This is a genomic window from Streptomyces sp. NPDC104814 (genome assembly GCF_055583185.1).
Genome location: NZ_JBVJOL010000001.1, coordinates 255,495 through 274,208, shown reverse-complemented (window position 1 = coordinate 274,208; position 18,714 = coordinate 255,495). Strand labels below are relative to the sequence as shown.

Annotated in this window: 17 protein-coding genes; 13 read left to right on the top strand and 4 right to left on the bottom strand. The window is 74.2% G+C overall.

Going from position 1 to position 18,714, the window contains the following annotated elements:
- Window positions 1-31: 31 nt before the first annotated feature.
- From ACZ64A_RS01055 to ACZ64A_RS01025, 7 genes are all read left to right on the top strand, one after another.
- Complete coding sequence (locus tag ACZ64A_RS01055) at window positions 32-1,552, top strand: FAD-dependent oxidoreductase (RefSeq protein ID WP_469807363.1); 1,521 nt, start codon at window positions 32-34, stop codon at window positions 1,550-1,552.
- 224 nt (window positions 1,553-1,776) lie between these two features.
- Window positions 1,777-2,649 (top strand): polysaccharide deacetylase family protein, encoded by an 873-nt coding sequence (locus ACZ64A_RS01050; RefSeq protein ID WP_469807361.1) that lies wholly within the window; start codon window positions 1,777-1,779, stop codon window positions 2,647-2,649.
- Between the two features lie 107 nt (window positions 2,650-2,756).
- Window positions 2,757-2,948 carry a hypothetical protein gene (locus ACZ64A_RS01045; protein ID WP_469807360.1) on the top strand — a complete coding sequence of 64 codons (192 nt, stop codon included), beginning with the start codon at window positions 2,757-2,759 and terminating at the stop codon, window positions 2,946-2,948.
- A 45-nt stretch (window positions 2,949-2,993) separates the two neighbouring features.
- The gene (locus ACZ64A_RS01040; RefSeq protein ID WP_469807358.1) at window positions 2,994-3,710 is read left to right on the top strand and encodes an aminoacyl-tRNA hydrolase; all 717 of its coding nucleotides are present in this window, start codon (window positions 2,994-2,996) and stop codon (window positions 3,708-3,710) included.
- A 229-nt stretch (window positions 3,711-3,939) separates the two neighbouring features.
- A complete protein-coding gene (locus tag ACZ64A_RS01035) occupies window positions 3,940-5,286 on the top strand; it encodes an MbnB/TglH/ChrH family RiPP precursor modification enzyme (protein WP_469807357.1) in 1,347 nt (448 codons plus the stop codon).
- A 152-nt stretch (window positions 5,287-5,438) separates the two neighbouring features.
- A complete protein-coding gene (locus tag ACZ64A_RS01030) occupies window positions 5,439-6,230 on the top strand; it encodes a TIGR04222 domain-containing membrane protein (protein WP_469807356.1) in 792 nt (263 codons plus the stop codon).
- A gap of 297 nt (window positions 6,231-6,527) precedes the next feature.
- Window positions 6,528-8,180 (top strand): alpha/beta hydrolase, encoded by a 1,653-nt coding sequence (locus tag ACZ64A_RS01025; protein WP_469807355.1) that lies wholly within the window; start codon window positions 6,528-6,530, stop codon window positions 8,178-8,180.
- A 7-nt stretch (window positions 8,181-8,187) separates the two neighbouring features.
- Here the strand turns inward: ACZ64A_RS01025 and hemQ are convergent, their stop codons facing one another.
- Entirely contained in the window at window positions 8,188-8,919 is a 732-nt protein-coding gene (gene hemQ, locus ACZ64A_RS01020) for a hydrogen peroxide-dependent heme synthase (protein WP_469807354.1), read from the bottom strand.
- A gap of 4 nt (window positions 8,920-8,923) precedes the next feature.
- The gene (gene hemG, locus ACZ64A_RS01015) at window positions 8,924-10,372 is read right to left on the bottom strand and encodes a protoporphyrinogen oxidase (RefSeq protein WP_469807353.1); all 1,449 of its coding nucleotides are present in this window, start codon (window positions 10,370-10,372) and stop codon (window positions 8,924-8,926) included.
- Between the two features lie 147 nt (window positions 10,373-10,519).
- On the opposite strand from hemG, the gene ACZ64A_RS01010 reads away from it, so the two are divergent.
- Both ACZ64A_RS01010 and ACZ64A_RS01005 read left to right on the top strand, forming a co-directional pair.
- Complete coding sequence (locus tag ACZ64A_RS01010) at window positions 10,520-11,449, top strand: DUF4349 domain-containing protein (RefSeq protein WP_469807352.1); 930 nt, start codon at window positions 10,520-10,522, stop codon at window positions 11,447-11,449.
- Between the two features lie 33 nt (window positions 11,450-11,482).
- The gene (locus ACZ64A_RS01005) at window positions 11,483-12,886 is read left to right on the top strand and encodes an FAD-dependent oxidoreductase (RefSeq protein WP_469809018.1); all 1,404 of its coding nucleotides are present in this window, start codon (window positions 11,483-11,485) and stop codon (window positions 12,884-12,886) included.
- 91 nt (window positions 12,887-12,977) lie between these two features.
- Here the strand turns inward: ACZ64A_RS01005 and ACZ64A_RS01000 are convergent, their stop codons facing one another.
- Window positions 12,978-13,244 carry a hypothetical protein gene (locus ACZ64A_RS01000; protein ID WP_469807351.1) on the bottom strand — a complete coding sequence of 89 codons (267 nt, stop codon included), beginning with the start codon at window positions 13,242-13,244 and terminating at the stop codon, window positions 12,978-12,980.
- A 125-nt stretch (window positions 13,245-13,369) separates the two neighbouring features.
- Here ACZ64A_RS01000 and ACZ64A_RS00995 point away from each other — a divergent pair, with 125 nt between their 5' ends.
- A complete protein-coding gene (locus tag ACZ64A_RS00995) occupies window positions 13,370-14,194 on the top strand; it encodes a rhomboid family intramembrane serine protease (protein ID WP_469807350.1) in 825 nt (274 codons plus the stop codon).
- 7 nt (window positions 14,195-14,201) lie between these two features.
- On the opposite strand, the gene hemE is transcribed toward ACZ64A_RS00995, so the two are convergent.
- Entirely contained in the window at window positions 14,202-15,269 is a 1,068-nt protein-coding gene (gene hemE, locus ACZ64A_RS00990) for a uroporphyrinogen decarboxylase (protein ID WP_469807349.1), read from the bottom strand.
- Window positions 15,270-15,387: 118 nt separating this feature from the next.
- Here hemE and ACZ64A_RS00985 point away from each other — a divergent pair, with 118 nt between their 5' ends.
- The 3 genes from ACZ64A_RS00985 (at window position 15,388) to ACZ64A_RS00975 (ending at window position 18,536) form a co-directional block, all read left to right on the top strand.
- Window positions 15,388-16,059 carry a DUF3000 domain-containing protein gene (locus tag ACZ64A_RS00985; RefSeq protein WP_469807348.1) on the top strand — a complete coding sequence of 224 codons (672 nt, stop codon included), beginning with the start codon at window positions 15,388-15,390 and terminating at the stop codon, window positions 16,057-16,059.
- Window positions 16,060-16,370: 311 nt separating this feature from the next.
- Entirely contained in the window at window positions 16,371-17,033 is a 663-nt protein-coding gene (locus ACZ64A_RS00980; RefSeq protein WP_361624703.1) for a helix-turn-helix transcriptional regulator, read from the top strand.
- 222 nt (window positions 17,034-17,255) lie between these two features.
- Entirely contained in the window at window positions 17,256-18,536 is a 1,281-nt protein-coding gene (locus ACZ64A_RS00975) for a ribonuclease D (protein ID WP_469807345.1), read from the top strand.
- The last annotated feature ends 178 nt before the right edge of the window (window positions 18,537-18,714 follow it).

Below are 18,714 nucleotides of genomic sequence, written 5' to 3'. Positions count from 1 at the left end.
GATCATGCCGGGACGGGGTACCCGCCCCGGCATGACGCGGAAAGAGCAGGTCAGCGGCTCGTACTGGCTGCAGACGGAACCCGGCGGCACCCCTCGGCCCACCCTGACGGAGGACCTGACGGTCGACGTCGCCGTGATCGGCGGCGGGATGGCCGGGCTGAGCACGGCGTGGGAGCTGACCCGCGCCGGGCTCGGGGTGGCCGTTCTGGAGGCGGACCGGGTCGCCGCCGGGGTGACCGGCCACACGACCGCCAAGGTCACCGCCCTGCACACCCTGATCTACGACAAGCTGCGGCGCACCCGTGGCGAGGAGGCCGCGCGGCTGTACGCCCGCTCGCAGTCCGAGGCGATCGAGCGGGCCGCCGGGATCGTGGCCGAGCTGGGCATCGACTGCGACTGGGAGGAACGCAGCGCCTACACCTATGTGCACGACGCCGGCCGGGTCGAGGAGCTGCGCGCGGAGGCGCGGGCGGCGAAGGAGGCGGGGCTCCCGGCGTCGTTCGTGACGGAGACCGGGCTGCCGTTCCCGGTCGCGGGCGCGGTGAAGGTGACCGGGCAGGCGCAGTTCCATCCGCGCAAGTACCTGCTCGCCCTGGCCGGGGACCTGGAGGCGCGCGGCGGACGGATCCACGAGTACACGCGCGTGACCGGGCTGACCGAGGGCGAGCCGTGCCGGCTGACGACGGACGCGGGGGTCACGGTGACCGCGCGGAAGGTGGTCGTCGCCACGCACTACCCGGTGTTCGACCGGGCGCTGCTGTTCACCCGGCTCTCCCCGCGCCGCGAGCTGGTCGTGGCCGGGACGATCCCCGCCGACCGGGACCCGGACGGCATGTACATCACCCCGGACGAGAACACACGGTCGGTACGGACCGCGCCGTACGGCGACGGGCAGCGGTTCCTGGTGGTCACCGGCCAGCACTTCACGCCCGGCACCGGCGACACCCCGGCGCTCTTCGAGGAGCTGACGGACTGGGCGGCCACGCACTTCCCCGGCGTGTACGTCACCCATCGCTGGGCCACGCAGGACAACGACCCCACGGACACCGTGCCGATGGTCGGGCTGATGCACCCCGGCGCGAAGCACACCTACGTGGCGACCGGCTTCGGCGGCTGGGGGCTGAGCGGCGGGATGATGGCCGGGCGGCTGCTGACGGCGCTGATCCGGGACGAGGGGTGCGCGTGGAGCGGGCTGTACGACCCGCGCCGGCTGGGCACGGTGGTGCGTGAGGCGCCGACGTTCCTGAAGACGCAGGCCAAGGTGGGGCGGCACTTCGTCGGCGACCGGCTGCGTCCGGCGAAGTCCCTGGAAGACGTCGCCCCCGGTGAGGGCGCGGTGGTCCGCGCGGGCGGCGACCGGGTCGCGGCGTACCGGGACGAGGACGGCGAGCTGCACGCCCTGTCCGCCCGCTGCACCCACCTGGGCTGTCTGGTGAACTTCAACGCCGCCGAGCGGTCGTGGGACTGCCCCTGCCACGGGTCCCGGTTCGGGATCGACGGGGAGATCCTCCAGGGCCCGGCACTGCGGCCGCTGAAGCGGCACAAGGGGTGACGCCGGGGTGCGTCGGGGGTTCGGGCTTGTGCGTGTCAGCGGCTGCGGGTGAGTGGGGGCTGGTCGCGCAGTTCCCCGCGCCCCTCTCGGTCCGCCGACTCGGCCTGTGCCTTTGACGCCGGTCGGCCGTCTCGCTCGGTGCCGTTGACGCCGGGTGGGTGATGTGGTGTCGCGTCGGGGGCGGGCGGGGCGGGGCGGGTCGCTCGCAGTCATATCGTCGTACCGTGATCGTTCCCCTTCGCCGTCTCACCGCGCTGTGCGCCCTCGGCGCCGCCCTCGCCGCCTGCGGCACCGCACGGACCCCCGCGCCGCACGCCGCGGCCCCGCACACCGCCCGGCCGGCGCCGAGCACGGCGTCCCCGTCGGCCGCGGTGTCCCGGCCGCCGACGCTGGCCCCCGGCCCGGCCGGGCTGACGCCCGTCTTCAAGAACGGCCCGCGCACCGGGCACGGCAAGGTCGTCGCGCTGACCTTCGACGCCGACATGACCGCCGACCAGGGACCGCGCGCTGCGGCGGGCGAGCACTTCGACAACCCGGGGCTGATCGACGCCCTGCGCACCCTGAAGGTCCCGGCGACGGTCTTCATGACGGGCCGGTGGGCGCAGCAGTACCCGGCCGAGGCCCGGGCCATCGACCGTGACCCGCTGTTCGAGATCGCCAACCACTCCTACAGCCACTACGCCTTCACCGGCGACTGCTACGGACTGCCCAGGGTCGACCCGGGCCGGATGCGCGAGGACGTCGAGCGGGCCTACACCGCCTTCCGCGCGGCCGGGGTGAAGGACGCGCGGCCGTACTTCCGCTTCCCGGGCGGCTGCTACGACCGGGACGCGCTGAAGGCGCTCAGCGGCACCGGTGTGACGGCCGTGCAGTGGGACGTGGTCAGCGGCGACGCGTTCGCGACGGACGCGGACGCGGTCGTGCAGCAGGTGCTGGACGGTGTGAAGCCGGGGTCCGTGGTGGTCATGCACTGCACCCGCAGCGCCGCCCCGACCACCGAGCGGGTCGTGCGCGCCGTGGTGCCGGAGCTGCGCAAGCGCGGCTACACCTTCGTGAAGGTGTCCGAGCTGATCGGCGAGGCGAACGGCCGGCCCTGACCCCCGGCCGCCCGCTCGCCCCGTCCCACGCCCTCGTACGACCGCTCGCATCCGATCCGCTCGCATCCGAACCGCTCGCATCGGGACCGCTCTCGTACGCTGGACGCATGAGCGACGACGACGCGGCTGTCGACTACTGCCTCATCGACGCGGCCCGGCCCCCGAAGGCCGACGGCCCGCCGTACGCCGAGTGCGTGCTGTGCCGCGAGCCCACGGAGTACCCGGAGTCGTACAAGGGCATCACGCTGTGCCCCGTCTGCGAATGGCAGGAGGCGCAGCGCACCGCCTGCTCGGGCTGAGACGCACGGGCGGGCGTTCCGCGGCGGCTTGGCAGACTGGACGGCGTGAACACTGAACCCACCCCCGTGCAGGACAGCCCCTTCCGCTCCGAACCCGGTGACCGCGACCTCGCCCCGCAGTACGTGCTGCCGCTGGTCGTGCGGCTGGAGAAGGCCGCGCCGCCCGCCCGCACCGACGCCCTGGAGACGGCGGCCCGCGCGGTGCTGGTGATGCTGAGCGACGAGCGTTCGCTCGGGGACGGCGAGTGGGCGCAGGCGATGCGGGACTGGCAGGACGCGCGCATCCGCAAGGTGGTGCGCCGGGCGCGCGGAGCGGAGTGGCGGCGCGCCCAGGAGCTGCCCGGTATCACGGTCACCGGGAAGTCGGCCGAGGTGCGGGTGTTCCCGCCGGTGCCGCTGGACGGCTGGCCGAAGGAGCTGGCCAAGTTGCAGGTCTCCGGCACCGAGCTGGACGACCCGGAACCGCCCGCCGAGGCGGACCCGGCGGGGCCGGTCCTGTGGATGAGCCCCGAGGTGGAGATGTCGGCCGGCAAGGCGATGGCACAGGCCGGGCACGGCGCCCAACTGGCCTGGTGGGAGCTGTCGGACGAGGAGCGGGCCGCCTGGCGGGACGCCGGTTTCCCGCTGGCCGTGCGCACCGCCGCGCCCGCGCACTGGCGTGAACTGACCCGGGCCGGCCTGCCGTTGGTGCGGGACGCGGGCTTCACCGAGATCGCGCCGGGCAGCTGCACCGTGGTCGCGGAGCACCCGGCGCTGCGTTGATCACACGCTGGATGCGCAGGCGCCCCACCCGGCCCCGTGCCGGACACGGATCCGCCCCGCCCGGCTCCGTTCCGCCGTGGAACCGCCCAGGCGTCCCGGCGGCTCGCGACAGCGCCGTCCAACCTCAAATGTTGCTCTGAACCCCCGGCCCGCGCGGTTCGCCGCCCGCTGCCGGGGCCATACCCCCGTCACATCGACCGCCCGCGGTGAGCGACGAGGAGGGGGACCCATGGAGCGACTGGGCACGGGCATCGGCTGGCGGCCCGAGATCGCCGAGGCCGTCGAGCGCATGCCGGGCATCGACTGGGTCGAGGTGGTGGCGGAGAACGTCTGCCCCGGTCACCTGCCCGACTCGCTGCGCCGGCTGCGCGAGCGCGGCGTCACCGTCGTGCCGCACGGCGTCTCGCTGGGCCTCGGCGGCGCCGACCGCCCCGACCCGCACCGGCTCACCGCGCTCGCCGAACGCGCCGAGGCGCTCGGCTCGCCGCTGGTCACCGAGCACATCGCGTTCGTGCGGGCGGGCGGCGAGCTGACTGCCTCGCCCCGGCTGGAGGCCGGCCATCTGCTGCCGGTGCCACGTACCCGGGACGCCCTGGACGTGCTGTGCGAGAACATCCGCGTCGCCCAGGACGCGCTGCCCGTGCCGCTCGCCGTGGAGAACATCGCCGCGCTGATCGGCTGGCCCGGCGAGGAGCTGACGGAGGGCCAGTTCCTGTACGAGCTGGCCGACCGCACCGGGGTGCGGCTGCTCGTCGACGTGGCGAACCTGCACACCAACCACGTCAACCGCGGCGAGGACCCGGCCAAGGCGCTGGCCGAGCTGCCCGTGGAGGCCCTGGCGTACGTCCATGTCGCGGGCGGCGTCGAGCGGGACGGCGTATGGCACGACAGCCACGCGCACCCGGTGCCGCAGCCGGTTCTGGACATCCTCGCCGACCTGGCCTCCCGCACCAGCCCGCCGGGCGTCCTGCTGGAACGGGACGACGACTTCCCCGCGCCGTCCGAACTGGAGCGTGAGCTGACCTCGATACGCGCGGCGGTGGAGCGGGGCCGGGCGTCGGCGAGCACGCCGGACGTCTCGCCCACCGGGCCCCAGCCACATCCACAGCCCCAGCCGCAGCCGCAGCCCGTCGCCCTTCCCGGCCTGCCGGCCGTCCCCGACGCCACCCGGGCGCGGCTCGCACTGGCCGAGACCGCGCTGCTGTCGGCGCTGGTCGCGGGCACACCCGTGCCGGAGGGTTTCGACCGGGCGCGGCTGACCGTGCAGGCACGGGCGCTGGCCGCCAAACGGGCGGACGTGGTGGCCAAGGTCGCCCCGGAGCTGCCGGGCATTCTCGGCGCCGTCTACCGTCCGGCGTTCCTGGCCTACGCCCAGCACCACCCGATGAGCGGCGGCTACCGCCTGGACGCGCTGGAGTTCGCCGGGTCGCTGCTGCGCACCGGCGCGGTGGCGGACGAGCGTGCGCGGGGCGAGCTGCACCGGTGGTGGCGGGAGCGGTCCGGGCCCCGGCCGCCTGCGCAACGCCCGGCGGCCCGGCTGGCCCGCGCCACCCGGCGGGTGCTGCTGCGCCGGTGAGATCCCCGGACCGGCGGCCGGGTGGTCCGGTCATCCGCTGTCGTGGCGTCGCTCGCCGGCGCCGGAAACGGAACGTCAGATACCCACACCACAGTGTCCGGATGGTGAACAACCCGTGGCGGACCGTGGAGTCCGTGGCATAGAAACACGGCATGGTCTGGGTCCTCCTCCTGCTGCTCGCCTGGGTCGTCACCGCCGTGGCGTGCACGCGGCTGTGCCTGGCCGCCGTCCGCGCGGCCGCCGTCGAGGCGCAGGAGACCACCGGGGTACGCGCATACGATCTGACGCTGTACGAGGCCGCGTTCCTGTCCGGAGGCCCCGGCCGGGTCGCCGATCTCACCCTTGTGTCGATGGCCCGCCAGCGCCGGCTGCTGCTCGCGCACACCGGCTGGGCGACGGTCGTCGACCCGTGCGGGCGGGACGAGATGGAGCGGTCGGTGATAGGGGCGATAGGGCCCGAGGGCCAGTCGAGGATCGCGCCGGTCCGCGCCGCCGCGTCCGCCGCCGACGCGGTGCGCCACCTCGCCGACCGGCTCGTGCGGGCGGGTCTGGCCGTACCGGACGGGGGGCGCACCTCGGTCGCGGCCGGAGTGCGCCGGGTGCGGCTGGCCGCGCTGGCCGTGGCGGCCCTGGGTGCGGCCGCGTTGCTGACGCCGGGGCCGACCGGTGTGCCGCGGACCCTGGTCGCGATGTGGTTCGGGCTGCCGCTCGCTCTGGCCCTCGGCTGCCTGGTCCTCGCCCGGATCGAGGCGCACCCCTACTCCCGCTGGGCCTCACCGGCCGGTCAACGGCTACTGAGCGCCCTGACGCGGGGAGCCGGCGGCGCCGGTGACGACCTGGGCCACCTGATCGCCGTCGCCGTACGCGGCATCCGTGCCGTCGGCGAACCGGATCTGCGCGCCGCGCTCGCCCACCGCGACCGGCCCGGCCCGGACCGGGTCTAGGGCCTGTCGTTTGGATCATCCCGGCGTCGCGGGGTCTGGCACGCACTCCCCCTAGCTCTTCGAGCAGGGGGGACCCCCACCGCGTTGGCGCCCTCCTCCGCCTTGCAGCTGCACGCACCAGACCCCGCTCGGGTCGGCCGAGACGCACCGCAACTCGAGGCCGGCCTGATCCAAACGACAGACCCTAGGGGGGCGCACTGGGGGCATTGGCGCCGACACCAGCCGGGCGGTGCTTGCCTTCACCATCAGGCGGACGAACATCCCTTGTGTTGCAGACGCGCACGAAAGGGATACGCCATGAGAGCCGCCGCCCTCTGCTCGGCCGCCGGGTCACTGCTGCTGACCGCCCTGGCCGCCGCCCCGGCCGGCAGCGCGCCGGGCGCGCCCCCGGCCGTGCCGCCCGCACTGACCGGGACCGCCGCCCGGGCCGCCGATTCCCGGGGCGCCGTGGCCGCGCGGGCGGAACGCGCCGCCGAGACCCGCGGAGTGGTGGTGGCGGCCGCCCGGGCCGCCGCGCGCGGCATCGAGTTCGGCGCCTGCTCGGACGCGTCCGACATGCCGGGCAGCATGCAGTGCGGCACCGTGACGGTCCCGCTCGACTACGCCCACCCCGAGGGCCTGCAGATCAAGCTGGCCGTCAGCCGGGTCCTGGCCACCCACCGCGACCCGCTCAACAGCAAGCGGCGCGTGCCCCGCCAGGGGTCCCTGGTCTACAACCCGGGCGGTCCCGGCGGCGACGGCCTGTACTTCCCGCTGGTCGGCCTCACCCCGCAGTGGAAGCGCATCGCCGCCGCCTACGATCTGATCGGTTACTCGCCGCGCGGGGTGGGCCGCTCCGCTCCCCTGTCCTGCCAGGACCCGGGGCACTTCCTCAAGGCTCCGTCGCAGGCGCCGACGTACCCTTCGGCCGCGTACAAGCAGGAGCGGATCGCGCAGGCGAAGGCGTACGCGCGCGGATGCGCCCAGCGGGCCGGCGGCGCGCTGGCGCACTACACCTCGCTGAACAACGCCCGCGACCTCGACGTCATCCGCGCCGCGCTGGGCGAGAACCGGCTGACGTTCCTGGGCGCCTCGTACGGCACCTACTTCGGCGCGCTGTACGCGACGCTGTTCCCCTCGCATGTGCGCCGGATGGTGTTCGACTCGGCGGTGAATCCCGACCCGGCGAAGATCTGGTACCGCGACAACCTCGACCAGTCGGCGGCGTTCGAGGGCCGCTGGGCGGACCTGCGGGAGTGGATCGCCCGGCACGACGACGTCTACCGGCTCGGCGACACCCCCGAGAAGGTGCGCGCCAGCTACGAGCGGGCCGCGGCGAAGCTGGCCGCGGCACCGGCCGGCGGGAAGGTCGGCCCGGCGCAGTTGCAGAACGCGTTCCTGCAGGCCGGGTACTTCGACGACTACTGGCCGCAGCGGGCGCACGCGCTGTCGGCGTACCTCAGGGGCGATGCCGGGCCGCTGATCGAGCAGGCGGCACCGGTCGCGGAGGCGGCGGCCGAGGCGGAGAACGCGAACGCCGTCTACACGGCCGTGGAGTGCAACGACGCGCCCTGGCCGACCGACTTCCGCGTCTGGGACCGGGACAACACGCGGCTGGCGCGGGTGGCGCCGTTCGAGACGTGGGACAACGTGTGGGCGAACCTGCCCTGTGCGTACTGGCTCGCCCCGCGTCAGCGGGTCCTCGATGTACGGACGGGGCCCGGTGAGTTGCCGCCCGTGCTGATCCTGGCCGCCGAGCGGGACGCGGCGGCGCCCTACGAGGGGGCGCTGGAACTGCAGCGGCGGCTGTCGGGGTCGGTGCTGGTGACCGAGCGGGACGCCGGGACGCACGGGGTGGCCGGGGGCCCGAACCGGTGCGTCAACGGCTACCTGGAGGCGTATCTGCTCGACGGGCGGCTTCCCGTGCGGCGCGCGTCGTGCGCGCCGCACGCGGAGCCGAAACCCCGGTAGGCGGCCCTTACGCCAGGCCCGCGATCAGTTCGCCGACGTCCTTGCGGCGGCCCGTGAAGAACGGGACTTCCTCGCGGACGTGCATACGGGCCTCCGAGGCGCGCAGGTGGCGCATGAGGTCGACGATCCGGTACAGCTCGTCGGCCTCGAAGGCGAGGATCCACTCGTAGTCGCCCAGCGAGAACGAGGCGACCGTGTTCGCGCGCACGTCCGGGAAGCCGCGGGCCATCTTGCCGTGGTCGGCGAGCATGCGGCGCCGGTCCTCGTCGGGGAGCAGGTACCAGTCGTAGGAGCGCACGAACGGGTAGACGCTCACGTAGTTGCGGGGCGTCTCGTCGGCGAGGAAGGCCGGGATGTGCGCGCGGTTGAACTCGGCGGGACGGTGCAGCGCCATGTTCGACCACACCGGCTCCAGCGCGCGGCCGAGCTTGGTGCGGCGGAAGAGGTTGTACGCCTCCTGGAGCTGGTCGCTGGTCTCGGCGTGCCACCAGATCATGAGGTCGGCGTCGGCGCGCAGACCGGACACGTCGTACGTGCCGCGGATCGTCACGTCCTTCGCGGCGAGCTGGTCGAACAGCTCCTGGACCTCTTCGGCGTAGCCGGTGCGGTCCTCGGGCAGCACGTCCTTCAGCTTGAAGACGGACCACAGCGTGTAGCGGATGACCTCGTTGAGGTCCTTGGCCAGCTTGCCCTTGTTCGGAATCCGGTCCGGGGCAGTGGTGGGGGCGTCGTCACTCATGACCCTATTCTCCCGCTCCGCCGTGCAGGCTCTGCACCGGGTGGGCGGTGAGCTCCTGCACAGCGCGAAGATCGCCGCCGAGCTGGTCGACGGCGGCGTACGCGCTCGCGATGCACGCGGGGATGCCGACACCGTCGTACTGCGCGCCGCACACCGCGAGGCCGGGCAGGCGGGACACGTGCTCGCGGACGCGGGCCACGCGCGCGTGATGGCCGACGGGGTACTGGGGCAGGCCGTCGTCCCAGCGGGTGACGCGGGTGGCGAGGGGGGTGGCGTCGAGCCCGGTGGCCTCCTTCAGGTCCTGCCGGGAGACCTCGACCAGCTCGGCGTCGTCCCGCTGGAGGATCTCCGTCTCGCCGTGCCGGCCGACCGAGGTGCGCAGCACGAGCACGTCGGGATCCTCGTCGGCGATCCAGCCCCATTTGTTCGAGGCGAAGGTGGACGCCTTGATCGTGCGGCCGTCGACCGGCGGGACGAGGAAGCCGCTGCCGTCGGGCAGCCGGGTCCCGGCGCGCCGGTAGGCGAGGGTGATCAGGGCCATGGAGGCGTACTCCATCGTGCGCAGCTCGGCCGCGGCCTGCGGGGACTCGGCGGCCAGCAGACGGGCGGCGGCGGGCGCCGGGACGGCGAGGACCACGGCGTCCGCGGGCAGGGTCCGCTCGCCGGCCGTGACGCGCCAGCTGCCGCCCGGCTCCCGGCGCAGCCCGGTCACGGGCGCGCCGGTGGTGATCTCGCCGCCGCGCGCCCGTACGGCGTCCGCGACCGCGAGGGGCAGGGAGCCGATGCCGCCGGCGATGCCCATGAAGACCGGCCCGGTCTGCTGGTTCGCGGCGGCCCTGGCCTGGATCTCGCGGACCGCCTCGGTCAGTGAGGTGTGGGTCTGCGCGGCCTGGAACAGCTGGGGGACGGCCGAGCGCAGGGAGATGCGGTAGGCGTCGCCCGCGTAGACCCCGCCGAGCAGGGGCTCGACGAGGCGGTCGACGACCTCGCGGCCCAGGCGCCGCGCCACGTACTCCCCCACCGCCACGTCGTCGCCGACCTCGGTGCGCGGCAGCTCGGCGTCCCGCTCGATGCGGGCCAGTCCCTCGTCGGACAGGACGCCCGCGAGGGCGGAGGCGGTGCCGGGGACGCCCATGACGTGGCCCTTGGGCATGGGGCGCAGGGCGCCGCGGGTCCAGATCGAGGCCGTCGCGGTGGACGGGGGCTGGAGGCGGTCTGCGAGGCCGACCTCGCGGGCGAGGCCCACCGCCTCGGGGCGGCGGGCGAGCATCGACTCGGCGCCGAGGTCGACGCGGACACCGGCGATCTCGCCGGGCAGCAGCTTGCCGCCGATCCGGCCGGAGGCCTCCAGGACGGTCACGCGCACGCCGCGGTCCAGCAGCCGGTGGGCCGCGGCCAGCCCGGCGATCCCGGCCCCGATGACGACGACGTGCTGCGTACCCGTTGCGCTCATGTCCCCACTCTCTCAAACACCACTGACAGCGCCGGTGTCCGGGCCGAGTCCGGACCGTGACCGCTTCGGAACCGCCCGCCGCAAACGCCGGACCCCGCCCGGGCGTCGAAGGAGCGTTCCGTTTCCGACCCGGGGGGTTCGACCCTGATGCGCTCACCACACTTCGTACGACGGCCCGTGCCCGTTCTGACCGGGCTGCTGCTGGCCGCCGCCCTCGCCCTGACGGGGTGCGGCGCCGCCGGTGACTCGGGCGGCGCGAAGAGCGACACCGCCGCCGCTCCCGCCGCCGGACCGGAGGGCGCGGCGGCCGGTTCGGCGCAGGCCGCGGACGGCGCCGCTGGGGACGCCCGGAAGGCCGGGGACGAGGCCCGCAAGGCCGGCCCGCCGCCGCTGCCCGCCGCGGACCGGATCATCCGCACGGCGACCCTGACCGTGCAGGTCAAGGACGTGCCCAGGGCCCTGGACGGCGCGCGGGCCGTTACCGAGAACGCGGGCGGTTACGTCGGCGACGAGACGACGACCCGGGACGAGGACGGGGGCGAGCAGACGCGCGTGGTGCTGCGCGTGCCCGTGGAGAAGTACGACACGGTGCTCACCGCGCTGCAGGGCGCGGGCCGGCTGATGGAACGCCAGTCCAAGGCGCAGGACGTCACCGACCAGGTCGTCGACGTGGAGAGCCGGATCAGGTCGCAGCGGGCCAGCGTGGCGCGGGTGCGGGAGCTGATGGACCGGGCGACGAAGCTCAGCGACGTGGTGGAACTGGAGGGCGAGCTGAGCCGCCGGCAGGCCGATCTGGAGGCGCTGCTGGCCCGGCAGGCGTCGCTGAAGGACCGCACGAGCCTCGTGACAATCACGCTGTCGCTGCACGGGAAGCCCGTATCGACGGCTGCGCGGGACGACGACTCTCCCGGCTTCGTGGACGCGCTGGCCGGCGGCTGGGGCGCGTTCGTGACGATGCTGCGCTGGATCGCCGTGGCGCTGGGCGCGGCGCTGCCCTTCCTCGCGGTGGCGGCGCTGCTCCTTGCGGCCTGGCTGCGGCTGGTGCGGCCCCGGCTGAGGAGCCGTGGGCAGGACTGAAATGCCGTGTGCGTCTAGCGTGTTCGCATGACCATGACGGATGCGGCACGCGGTGCGCGAGAACGACTGGTGGTGATCGGCGGCGACGCCGCGGGGATGTCCGCGGCGTCGCAGGCCCGCCGGCTCAAGGGGCCGGACGAGCTGGAGATCGTGGCGTTCGAACGCGGTCACTTCACTTCCTACTCGGCGTGCGGCATCCCGTACTGGGTCGGCGGTGACGTGGCCGAGCCCGACGAACTGATCGCCCGCTCCCCCGAGGAGCACCGGGCGCGCGGCATCGATCTGCGCATGCGCACCGAGGTCGTGGAGATCGACGTGGCGGGGCGGCGGGTACGCGCGCGTGACGTGGACTCGGGGGCCGAGTCGTGGACGTCGTACGACAAGCTGGTGATCGCGACCGGGGCGCGACCGATCCGGCCGGAGATGCCGGGGATGGACGCGCCGGGGGTGCACGGTGTGCAGACCCTCGACGACGGGCAGGCGCTGCTCGACACGCTGGCACGCACGCGTGGGCGGCGCGCGGTGGTGGTCGGCGCCGGGTACATCGGCGTGGAGATGGCCGAGGCGCTGATCAACCGCGGCTACGAGGTGACCGTCGTCAACCGGGGCAGTGAGCCGATGTCGACGCTCGATGCGGACATGGGCCGGCTGGTGCACGAGGCGATGGTGGGCCTGGGCATCACCATGGTCGACGACGCCGAGGTCGCCAAGGTGCTCACCGGGGACGACGGCCGGGTGCGCGCGGTGGCCACCGGGGCCGAGGAGTTCCCGGCGGACGTGGTGGTGCTCGGCATCGGTGTGCGCCCCGAGACGACGCTGGCGCGTGCGGCGGGCCTGCCGCTGGGCCGGCACGGGGGGCTGCTGACCGATCTGTCGATGCGGGTGCGCGGGCACGAGGACATCTGGGCCGGCGGCGACTGCGTCGAGGTGCTCGACCTGGTCTCGGGGCAGGAGCGGCACATCGCGCTCGGCACGCACGCCAACAAGCACGGGCAGGTCATCGGCACCAATGTGGGCGGCGGGTACGCCACGTTCCCCGGGGTGGTCGGCACGGCGGTCAGCAAGGTGTGCGATCTGGAGATCGCGCGGACCGGGCTGCGGGAGAAGGACGCCCGCAGGGCCGGCCTGCAGTTCGAGACGGTGACGATCGAGTCGACGAGCCGTGCGGGCTACTACCCCGGCGCCTCCCCCATGACGGTGAAGATGCTCGCCGAGCGCCGCACCGGCCGTCTCCTGGGGGTGCAGATCGTCGGCCGCGAGGGCGCCGCCAAGCGGGTGGACATCGCGGCGGTGGCCCTCACGGCCGGGCTGACGGTGGAGCAGATGACGGCGCTGGACCTCGGTTACGCGCCGCCGTTCTCCCCGGTCTGGGACCCGGTGCTGGTGGCGGCGCGCAAGGCGGCGGCGAAGGTGCGCTCCGGCCCGTCGGCCGACTGATCGCGGCCGGACCGCCGTCCCACCGCCCCCGGCCGCCCGCCGTCCGTCCGGCCCCATCCGGACCGCCGTCCCACGTCTTCGGCGCGGTGCGCTACGCCGTCCCGCTGATCCTCGGCAGCGCCGACACCGCCGCGGCCGGCTGTTCCCCGGCCGGCTTGGCGTGCGCGGCGACCGGCCGGGAGCGCAGCCGGTGGCTCACCGCCTCGTCCAGGGTCACCGGCCGCTGCGCCTGGGCCGCCAGCCGCCCCGCCTCCTGGCCCAGCCGGGCGACGTCCTCCCAGGGCAGCCGGAGCACCACGGCCAGTTCCGCCTCGCCGTCGGGCAGCGCGTGCATCGCGGGAGTGACTCGGTCGTTCATCTGTGTGTCCCCTCGTCGGCCCCGCGGCGTGCCTTCCCCGCGCCGCGGGCGGTTGAGCAGACATACGCGGGACGCACCGCGCACGTTCACCGATTCGCCCGCCGCTGGGCGGGCAGTAGTGTCACGTGGTCATCCCCGTCCATGACGTGAACCCCGTGCGCCGCACCCCCTGGGTGACATACGCGCTGATCGCCGCCAACGTCCTCGTGTTCCTGTTCACCCCCGGCCTCGCCGGGTCGGTGGCGGGCGAGAGCAGCCAGGCACAGCTGTGCCATCTGCACGCGTTCCTGGATCACTGGGCGGCCGTGCCCCGCGAGCTGATCCACCACCGGATGCCGCAGCTGGTGCCCACCGGGGAGGTGGGCATCGGCCCGCACGGTCCGGGCTGTGTGATCGCTCCTCCGGCCTACGGCAAGTCGCCCGTGCTGAGCGTGTTCACGGCGATGTTCCTGCACGGCAGCTGGCTGCACCTGCTGGGCAACATGCTGTTCCTGCTGATCTTCGGCAACAACGTCGAGGACCGCATGGGACACGTGCGCTTCGCGCTCTTCTACGTGGTATGCGGCTACGCGGCCGGCTACGGCTTCGCCCTGCTCAACTCCGGCTCCGGGGAACCGCTGATCGGCGCGTCCGGGGCGATCGCCGGAGTGCTCGGGGCGTATCTGGTGCTGTATCCGAAGGCCAGGGTGTGGGTCCTCGTACCCTTCCTGATCTTCCTGCCGCTCAGGCTGCCCGCCTGGCTGGTGCTGGGCTTCTGGTTCGTGCTCCAGGCGGTGTACTCCGCCGGCGAGGGCGTCTCGGCGGCCGGCACCGTGGCGTACGCGGCGCATGTCGTCGGCTTCATCGCGGGCATGCTCATCGCCCTGCCGCTGCGCCCGGGCACCCCACCACCACCGGAGCCGCGCGGCCTGCTCTTCGGCAGGAACGCGCGGCCCCGTCAGACGTGGTGAGCGCCCGTCAGCGGGCGGTGTGCGTGTGGACGTACTCCACGAGCCGGGTCAGGGCGTCGGGGTCGGTGGACGGCATGACGCCGTGACCGAGATTGAACACGTGGCCCTCGAGGGAGGCGGCCGCCTCCAGCACCTCGCGGGTCTTGGCCTCGACGGCGGACTGCGAGGCGAACAGGACCGTCGGGTCGAGGTTGCCCTGGAGCGCCTTGCCGGGGCCGACACGGCGGGCGGCCTCGTCGAGCGGGACGCGCCAGTCGACGCCGACGACGTCCGCGCCGGCCTCGCCCATCAGGCCGAGCAGCTCACCGGTGCCGACGCCGAAGTGGATGCGCGGCACGCCGTAGGACGCGACGGCGTCGAAGACCTTGGCGGAGGCGGGCAGCACCGAGCGGCGGTAGTCCACGGGGGCGAGGGCGCCGGCCCAGGAGTCGAAGAGCTGCACGGCGGAGGCGCCGGCCTCGATCTGCACCTTCAGGAAGGCGGACGTGATCTCCGCGAGCCGGTCCAGCAGGTCGGCCCACAGCTCGGGGTCGCCGTACATCATCGCCTTGGCGTTCTCGTACGTGCGCGACGGACCGCCCTCGACGAGGTAGCTCGCGAGGGTGAACGGGGCGCCCGCGAAACCGATCAGCGGGGTGGCGCCGAGCTCCGCGGTGAGCATCCCGATCGCCTCGGTGATGTAGGGGACGTCCTCGGGGGTGAGGTCGCGCAGCTGCGCGAGGTCGGCGCGGGTGCGGATCGGCTGCTGCACGACCGGGCCGACGCCGGGCTTGATGTCGAGGTCGACGCCGATGGCCTTCAGCGGTACGACGATGTCGCTGAAGTAGATCGCGGCATCCACGCCGTGCCGGCGCACCGGCTGCAGGGTGATCTCGGTGACCAGGTCGGGCCGCATGCAGGAGTCGAGCATGCCGACGCCCTCGCGCACCTTGCGGTACTCCGGCAGGGAGCGCCCGGCCTGCCGCATGAACCACACCGGCGTGTGCGGCACGGGCTCGCGCCTGCACGCCTTCAGGAAGGCGCTGTCGTACGTCGCTGTCGGCTGCTTGCCCGAGGGGCTTCCGTTGGCACTCACGACGGCAAGTCTCGCATGGCGCACATGGCCCGCCGCCCGCACCCGCCCGGCAACCGGGTCGGCCGACGGGGGGTGTCTTGCCCTGCGCGAGGGCCCGCTTCCCCTTACTCTTCCCCGCATGGCTGCGGCTCAGGGACGACTGTCGGACGGCGCTGACGGAATGGACGACGCGAGGGACACGGGGGAGGCACGAGGGGGGCCGGCGGTTCCGCTGCCCTTCCGGGCCGCCGTCGACGCGCTGCGCACGGCGCGGCTGCGCCCCCAGGTGGAGATCGAGCCGACCCCTGCCCCGCAGCGGCTCGCGCCGTTCGCGTACGCGCTGGAGGCCGCGGTGGTCGACGGCGAGCAGGACCTGGCCGACGGGCGGCTGGTGCTGCTGCACGATCCGGCCGGGCACGACGCCTGGCGCGGCACGTTCCGGCTGGTGACGCTGGTGCGGGCGGAGCTGGAGGCGGAGATGGCCGCCGATCCGCTGCTGCCCGAGGTGTGCTGGTCCTGGCTGACCGGGGCGCTGGCGGCGCGCGGGCTGGCGTACGGCGAGCCGAGCGGCACCGTCACCCGGGCGGGCTCCCACTACTTCGGGGGGCTGTCGAGCCGTCCGCCCGCCTCGCAGATCGAGATCCGCGCGTCCTGGACGCCCCGCGAGGGGCTCGGCGGGGTGCCGGACACGGCGGCGCATCTGGCCGCCTGGTGCGATCTGCTGGCCCAGGTCGGGGGTCTGCCGCCGGCCGGTCCCGGCGACGCGTCGGTGGTCACGCTGCCGCAGCGGCGGGGGCCGCAGTCGCGCTAGCGAGTCCGCTCTCCCCCGCCGGCACGCCGGCCTCTTTGCGGTTCAGCCACGGGCCGACGGCACTCCGGCCTCTCTCCGGTTCACCCACGGAACGGGTTTGTGGCGGCCGCTTGACCGTCACTTTGTCGATACGGCCACTTTCAGTCACGAGCGCCACTCGAACGAACCGATTCGTGCACCGAACGATCGACCGCATGTCCGAATTGCACAGATTGTTACTCACTAAATCGTGATCTTTCTCTAAAGGGCCCGGGCTTCGCTGCCGAAGACGACTGTGACCTTGAAAGCCGTCCCGCCCCTCAGGAGGCCTGGTGTCCGTTCTCCTCGAGCAGCCCTCAAGCCTGGTCGCCTACCGTCCGAACAAACCCACCGCCATGGTCGTCGTCGCCGACCCGCGCGTGCGCTCCACCGTCACCCGCCACCTGTGGGCGCTCGGCGTCCGCGACGTCATCGAAGCCTCGTCCATCGCCGAGGCCCGCCCCCGAGTCGGCAACCCCAGAGACATCTGCGTCGCCGACGTCCACCTGCCGGACGGCTCCGGCCTCACCCTGCTGTCCGAGACCCGAGCGGCCGGCTGGCCCAACGGACTCGCCCTCTCCGCCGCCGACGACATCGGCGCCGTGCGCAACGCCCTCGCGGGCGGCGTCAAGGGCTACGTCGTCACCGGCACCCGCACCGCCGTCGGGCTCCCCACCCGGCCCGGTGCCGCCCCGATCGGCGCGGCCGCCGCCCGCCTCCACCGCCGCCCCCCGGGTGCCCCGAGCCACCCGGGCGGCTACCGCGAGCTGTCCGGCCGCGAGGTGGAGGTGCTGCGGCTGGTGGCGGAGGGCCAGTCGAACAAGGCCATCGGCGTCTCCATGGGCCTGTCCGCGCTGACCGTCAAGAGCCACCTCGCCCGCATCGCCCGCAAGCTGGGCACGGGCGACCGCGCCGGGATGGTCGCCGTGGCCCTGCGCACCGGCATCATCCACTGACCGGCCCCGCCGATCGTGCACCGCTCCCGCCGCACCGATCCCCCTCCCCCGCCGCACCGATCGTTCACCGGCGTGAACGGGACCGCTCCCCGCTCCCGGCCCACGCCCCCAGCGGATCGTGAACCCGGCATGACAGCCGGCTGACCGGTTTACGACCCTTCGGCGCCCGTCGACGGAACGTTCCGTCGACGGGCGCCGTCCATGCATGGATACCCTTGACACGTGACCGACGCCCACGACACCGCAGCAGACACTTCACTGCGAACCACCGGAGGCGCCCCTCCGGACGACGGCGGATCTTCTGCTACGGAGGCGCCGATCCCGTTGCTGGAGCCCCGCGAGGGCATTCCGCCCGTCGTCGCGGACCAGGCGGCGCTGGCCGAGGTGGTCGCCGCCTTCGCGGCCGGCTCCGGACCGGTCGCCGTCGACGCCGAGCGCGCCTCCGGCTACCGCTACGGCCAGCGCGCCTACCTCGTGCAGCTGCGCCGCGAGGGCGCGGGGACGGCCCTGATCGACCCCGTCGCCTGCGGCGACCTGTCGGAGCTGGGTGCGGTGCTGGCCGGCACCGAGTGGGTGCTGCACGCCGCCACCCAGGACCTGCCGTGCCTGCGCGAGATAGGCATGGTGCCGACCAGCCTGTTCGACACCGAGCTGGCCGGCCGGCTCGCCGGCTTCCCGCGCGTCGGTCTCGGCGCGATGGTCGAGACCGTCCTCGGCTTCAGCCTGGAGAAGGGCCACTCCGCCGTCGACTGGTCCACCCGCCCGCTGCCCGAGCCCTGGCTGCGCTACGCCGCCCTCGACGTCGAGCTGCTGGTCGACCTGCGCGACGCGCTGGAGAAGGAGCTGGAGCGGCAGGGCAAGCTGGAGTGGGCCCGCCAGGAGTTCGACGCGATCGCCTCCGCCCCGCCGGCCGAACCGCGCAAGGACCCCTGGCGGCGCACGTCCGGCATGCACAAGGTCCGCCGCCGCCGGCAGCTGGCCGTGGTGCGCGAGCTGTGGCAGACCCGGGACCGGATCGCGCAGCGCCGTGACGTCTCGCCCGGCAAGGTGCTGTCCGACGCGGCCATCGTGGAGGCGGCACTGGCCCTGCCGTCCCATGTGCACGCGCTCGCCGCGCTCGGCGGCTTCGGGCACCGCGTGGGGCGGCGCCAGCTCGAGCAGTGGCAGGCGGCCGTCGACCGTGCCAAGGCGCTGCCGGAGGCGGAGCTGCCGCAGCAGGGGCAGCCCGTGACCGGTCCGCCGCCGCCGCGGGCGTGGGCGGAGAAGGACCCGGCGGCCGCGGCGCGGCTGTCCGCCGCGAAGGCCGGGATCTCGGCGCTGGCCGAGCGGCTGAACCTGCCGCAGGAGAACCTGATCACGCCGGACACCGTGCGACGGGTCTGCTGGGAGCCGCCGAAACCGGCCGACACGGCGTCCGTCGAGGCCGCCCTCGCCGGACGCGGGGCGCGGGCCTGGCAGATCGAGCTCGTGACGCCGGTGCTGGTGGAGGCCTTGTCCGCGTAGGCGCGTAGGCGGCTAGGCGCGGGGCGTGGGGCGTGGGGGTCGTAGGGCGGGTGCCGGTGCGTTCCGGTTGCTCGCGCGGTTCCCCGCGCCCCTTTCGGGGACGCCGGTGCCCGGCACGCACAGAGGGAGCCGTCCGGATCGCAGCAGGGGAGCCGTCAATCGCCCAGCGGGAGCCGTT

Coding starts and splice junctions, on each gene's coding strand:
- ACZ64A_RS01055 (WP_469807363.1), top strand. CDS start 32: ATGACGCGGAAAGAGCAGGTCAGCGGCTCGTACTGGCTGCAGACGGAA.
- ACZ64A_RS01000 (WP_469807351.1), bottom strand. CDS start 13,244: ATGAACGACCGAGTCACTCCCGCGATGCACGCGCTGCCCGACGGCGAG.
- ACZ64A_RS01030 (WP_469807356.1), top strand. CDS start 5,439: ATGGTCTGGGTCCTCCTCCTGCTGCTCGCCTGGGTCGTCACCGCCGTG.
- ACZ64A_RS01035 (WP_469807357.1), top strand. CDS start 3,940: ATGGAGCGACTGGGCACGGGCATCGGCTGGCGGCCCGAGATCGCCGAG.
- ACZ64A_RS01025 (WP_469807355.1), top strand. CDS start 6,528: ATGAGAGCCGCCGCCCTCTGCTCGGCCGCCGGGTCACTGCTGCTGACC.
- hemQ (WP_469807354.1), bottom strand. CDS start 8,919: ATGAGTGACGACGCCCCCACCACTGCCCCGGACCGGATTCCGAACAAG.
- hemG (WP_469807353.1), bottom strand. CDS start 10,372: ATGAGCGCAACGGGTACGCAGCACGTCGTCGTCATCGGGGCCGGGATC.
- ACZ64A_RS01005 (WP_469809018.1), top strand. CDS start 11,483: ATGACGGATGCGGCACGCGGTGCGCGAGAACGACTGGTGGTGATCGGC.
- ACZ64A_RS00985 (WP_469807348.1), top strand. CDS start 15,388: ATGGCTGCGGCTCAGGGACGACTGTCGGACGGCGCTGACGGAATGGAC.
- ACZ64A_RS01010 (WP_469807352.1), top strand. CDS start 10,520: ATGCGCTCACCACACTTCGTACGACGGCCCGTGCCCGTTCTGACCGGG.
- ACZ64A_RS01045 (WP_469807360.1), top strand. CDS start 2,757: ATGAGCGACGACGACGCGGCTGTCGACTACTGCCTCATCGACGCGGCC.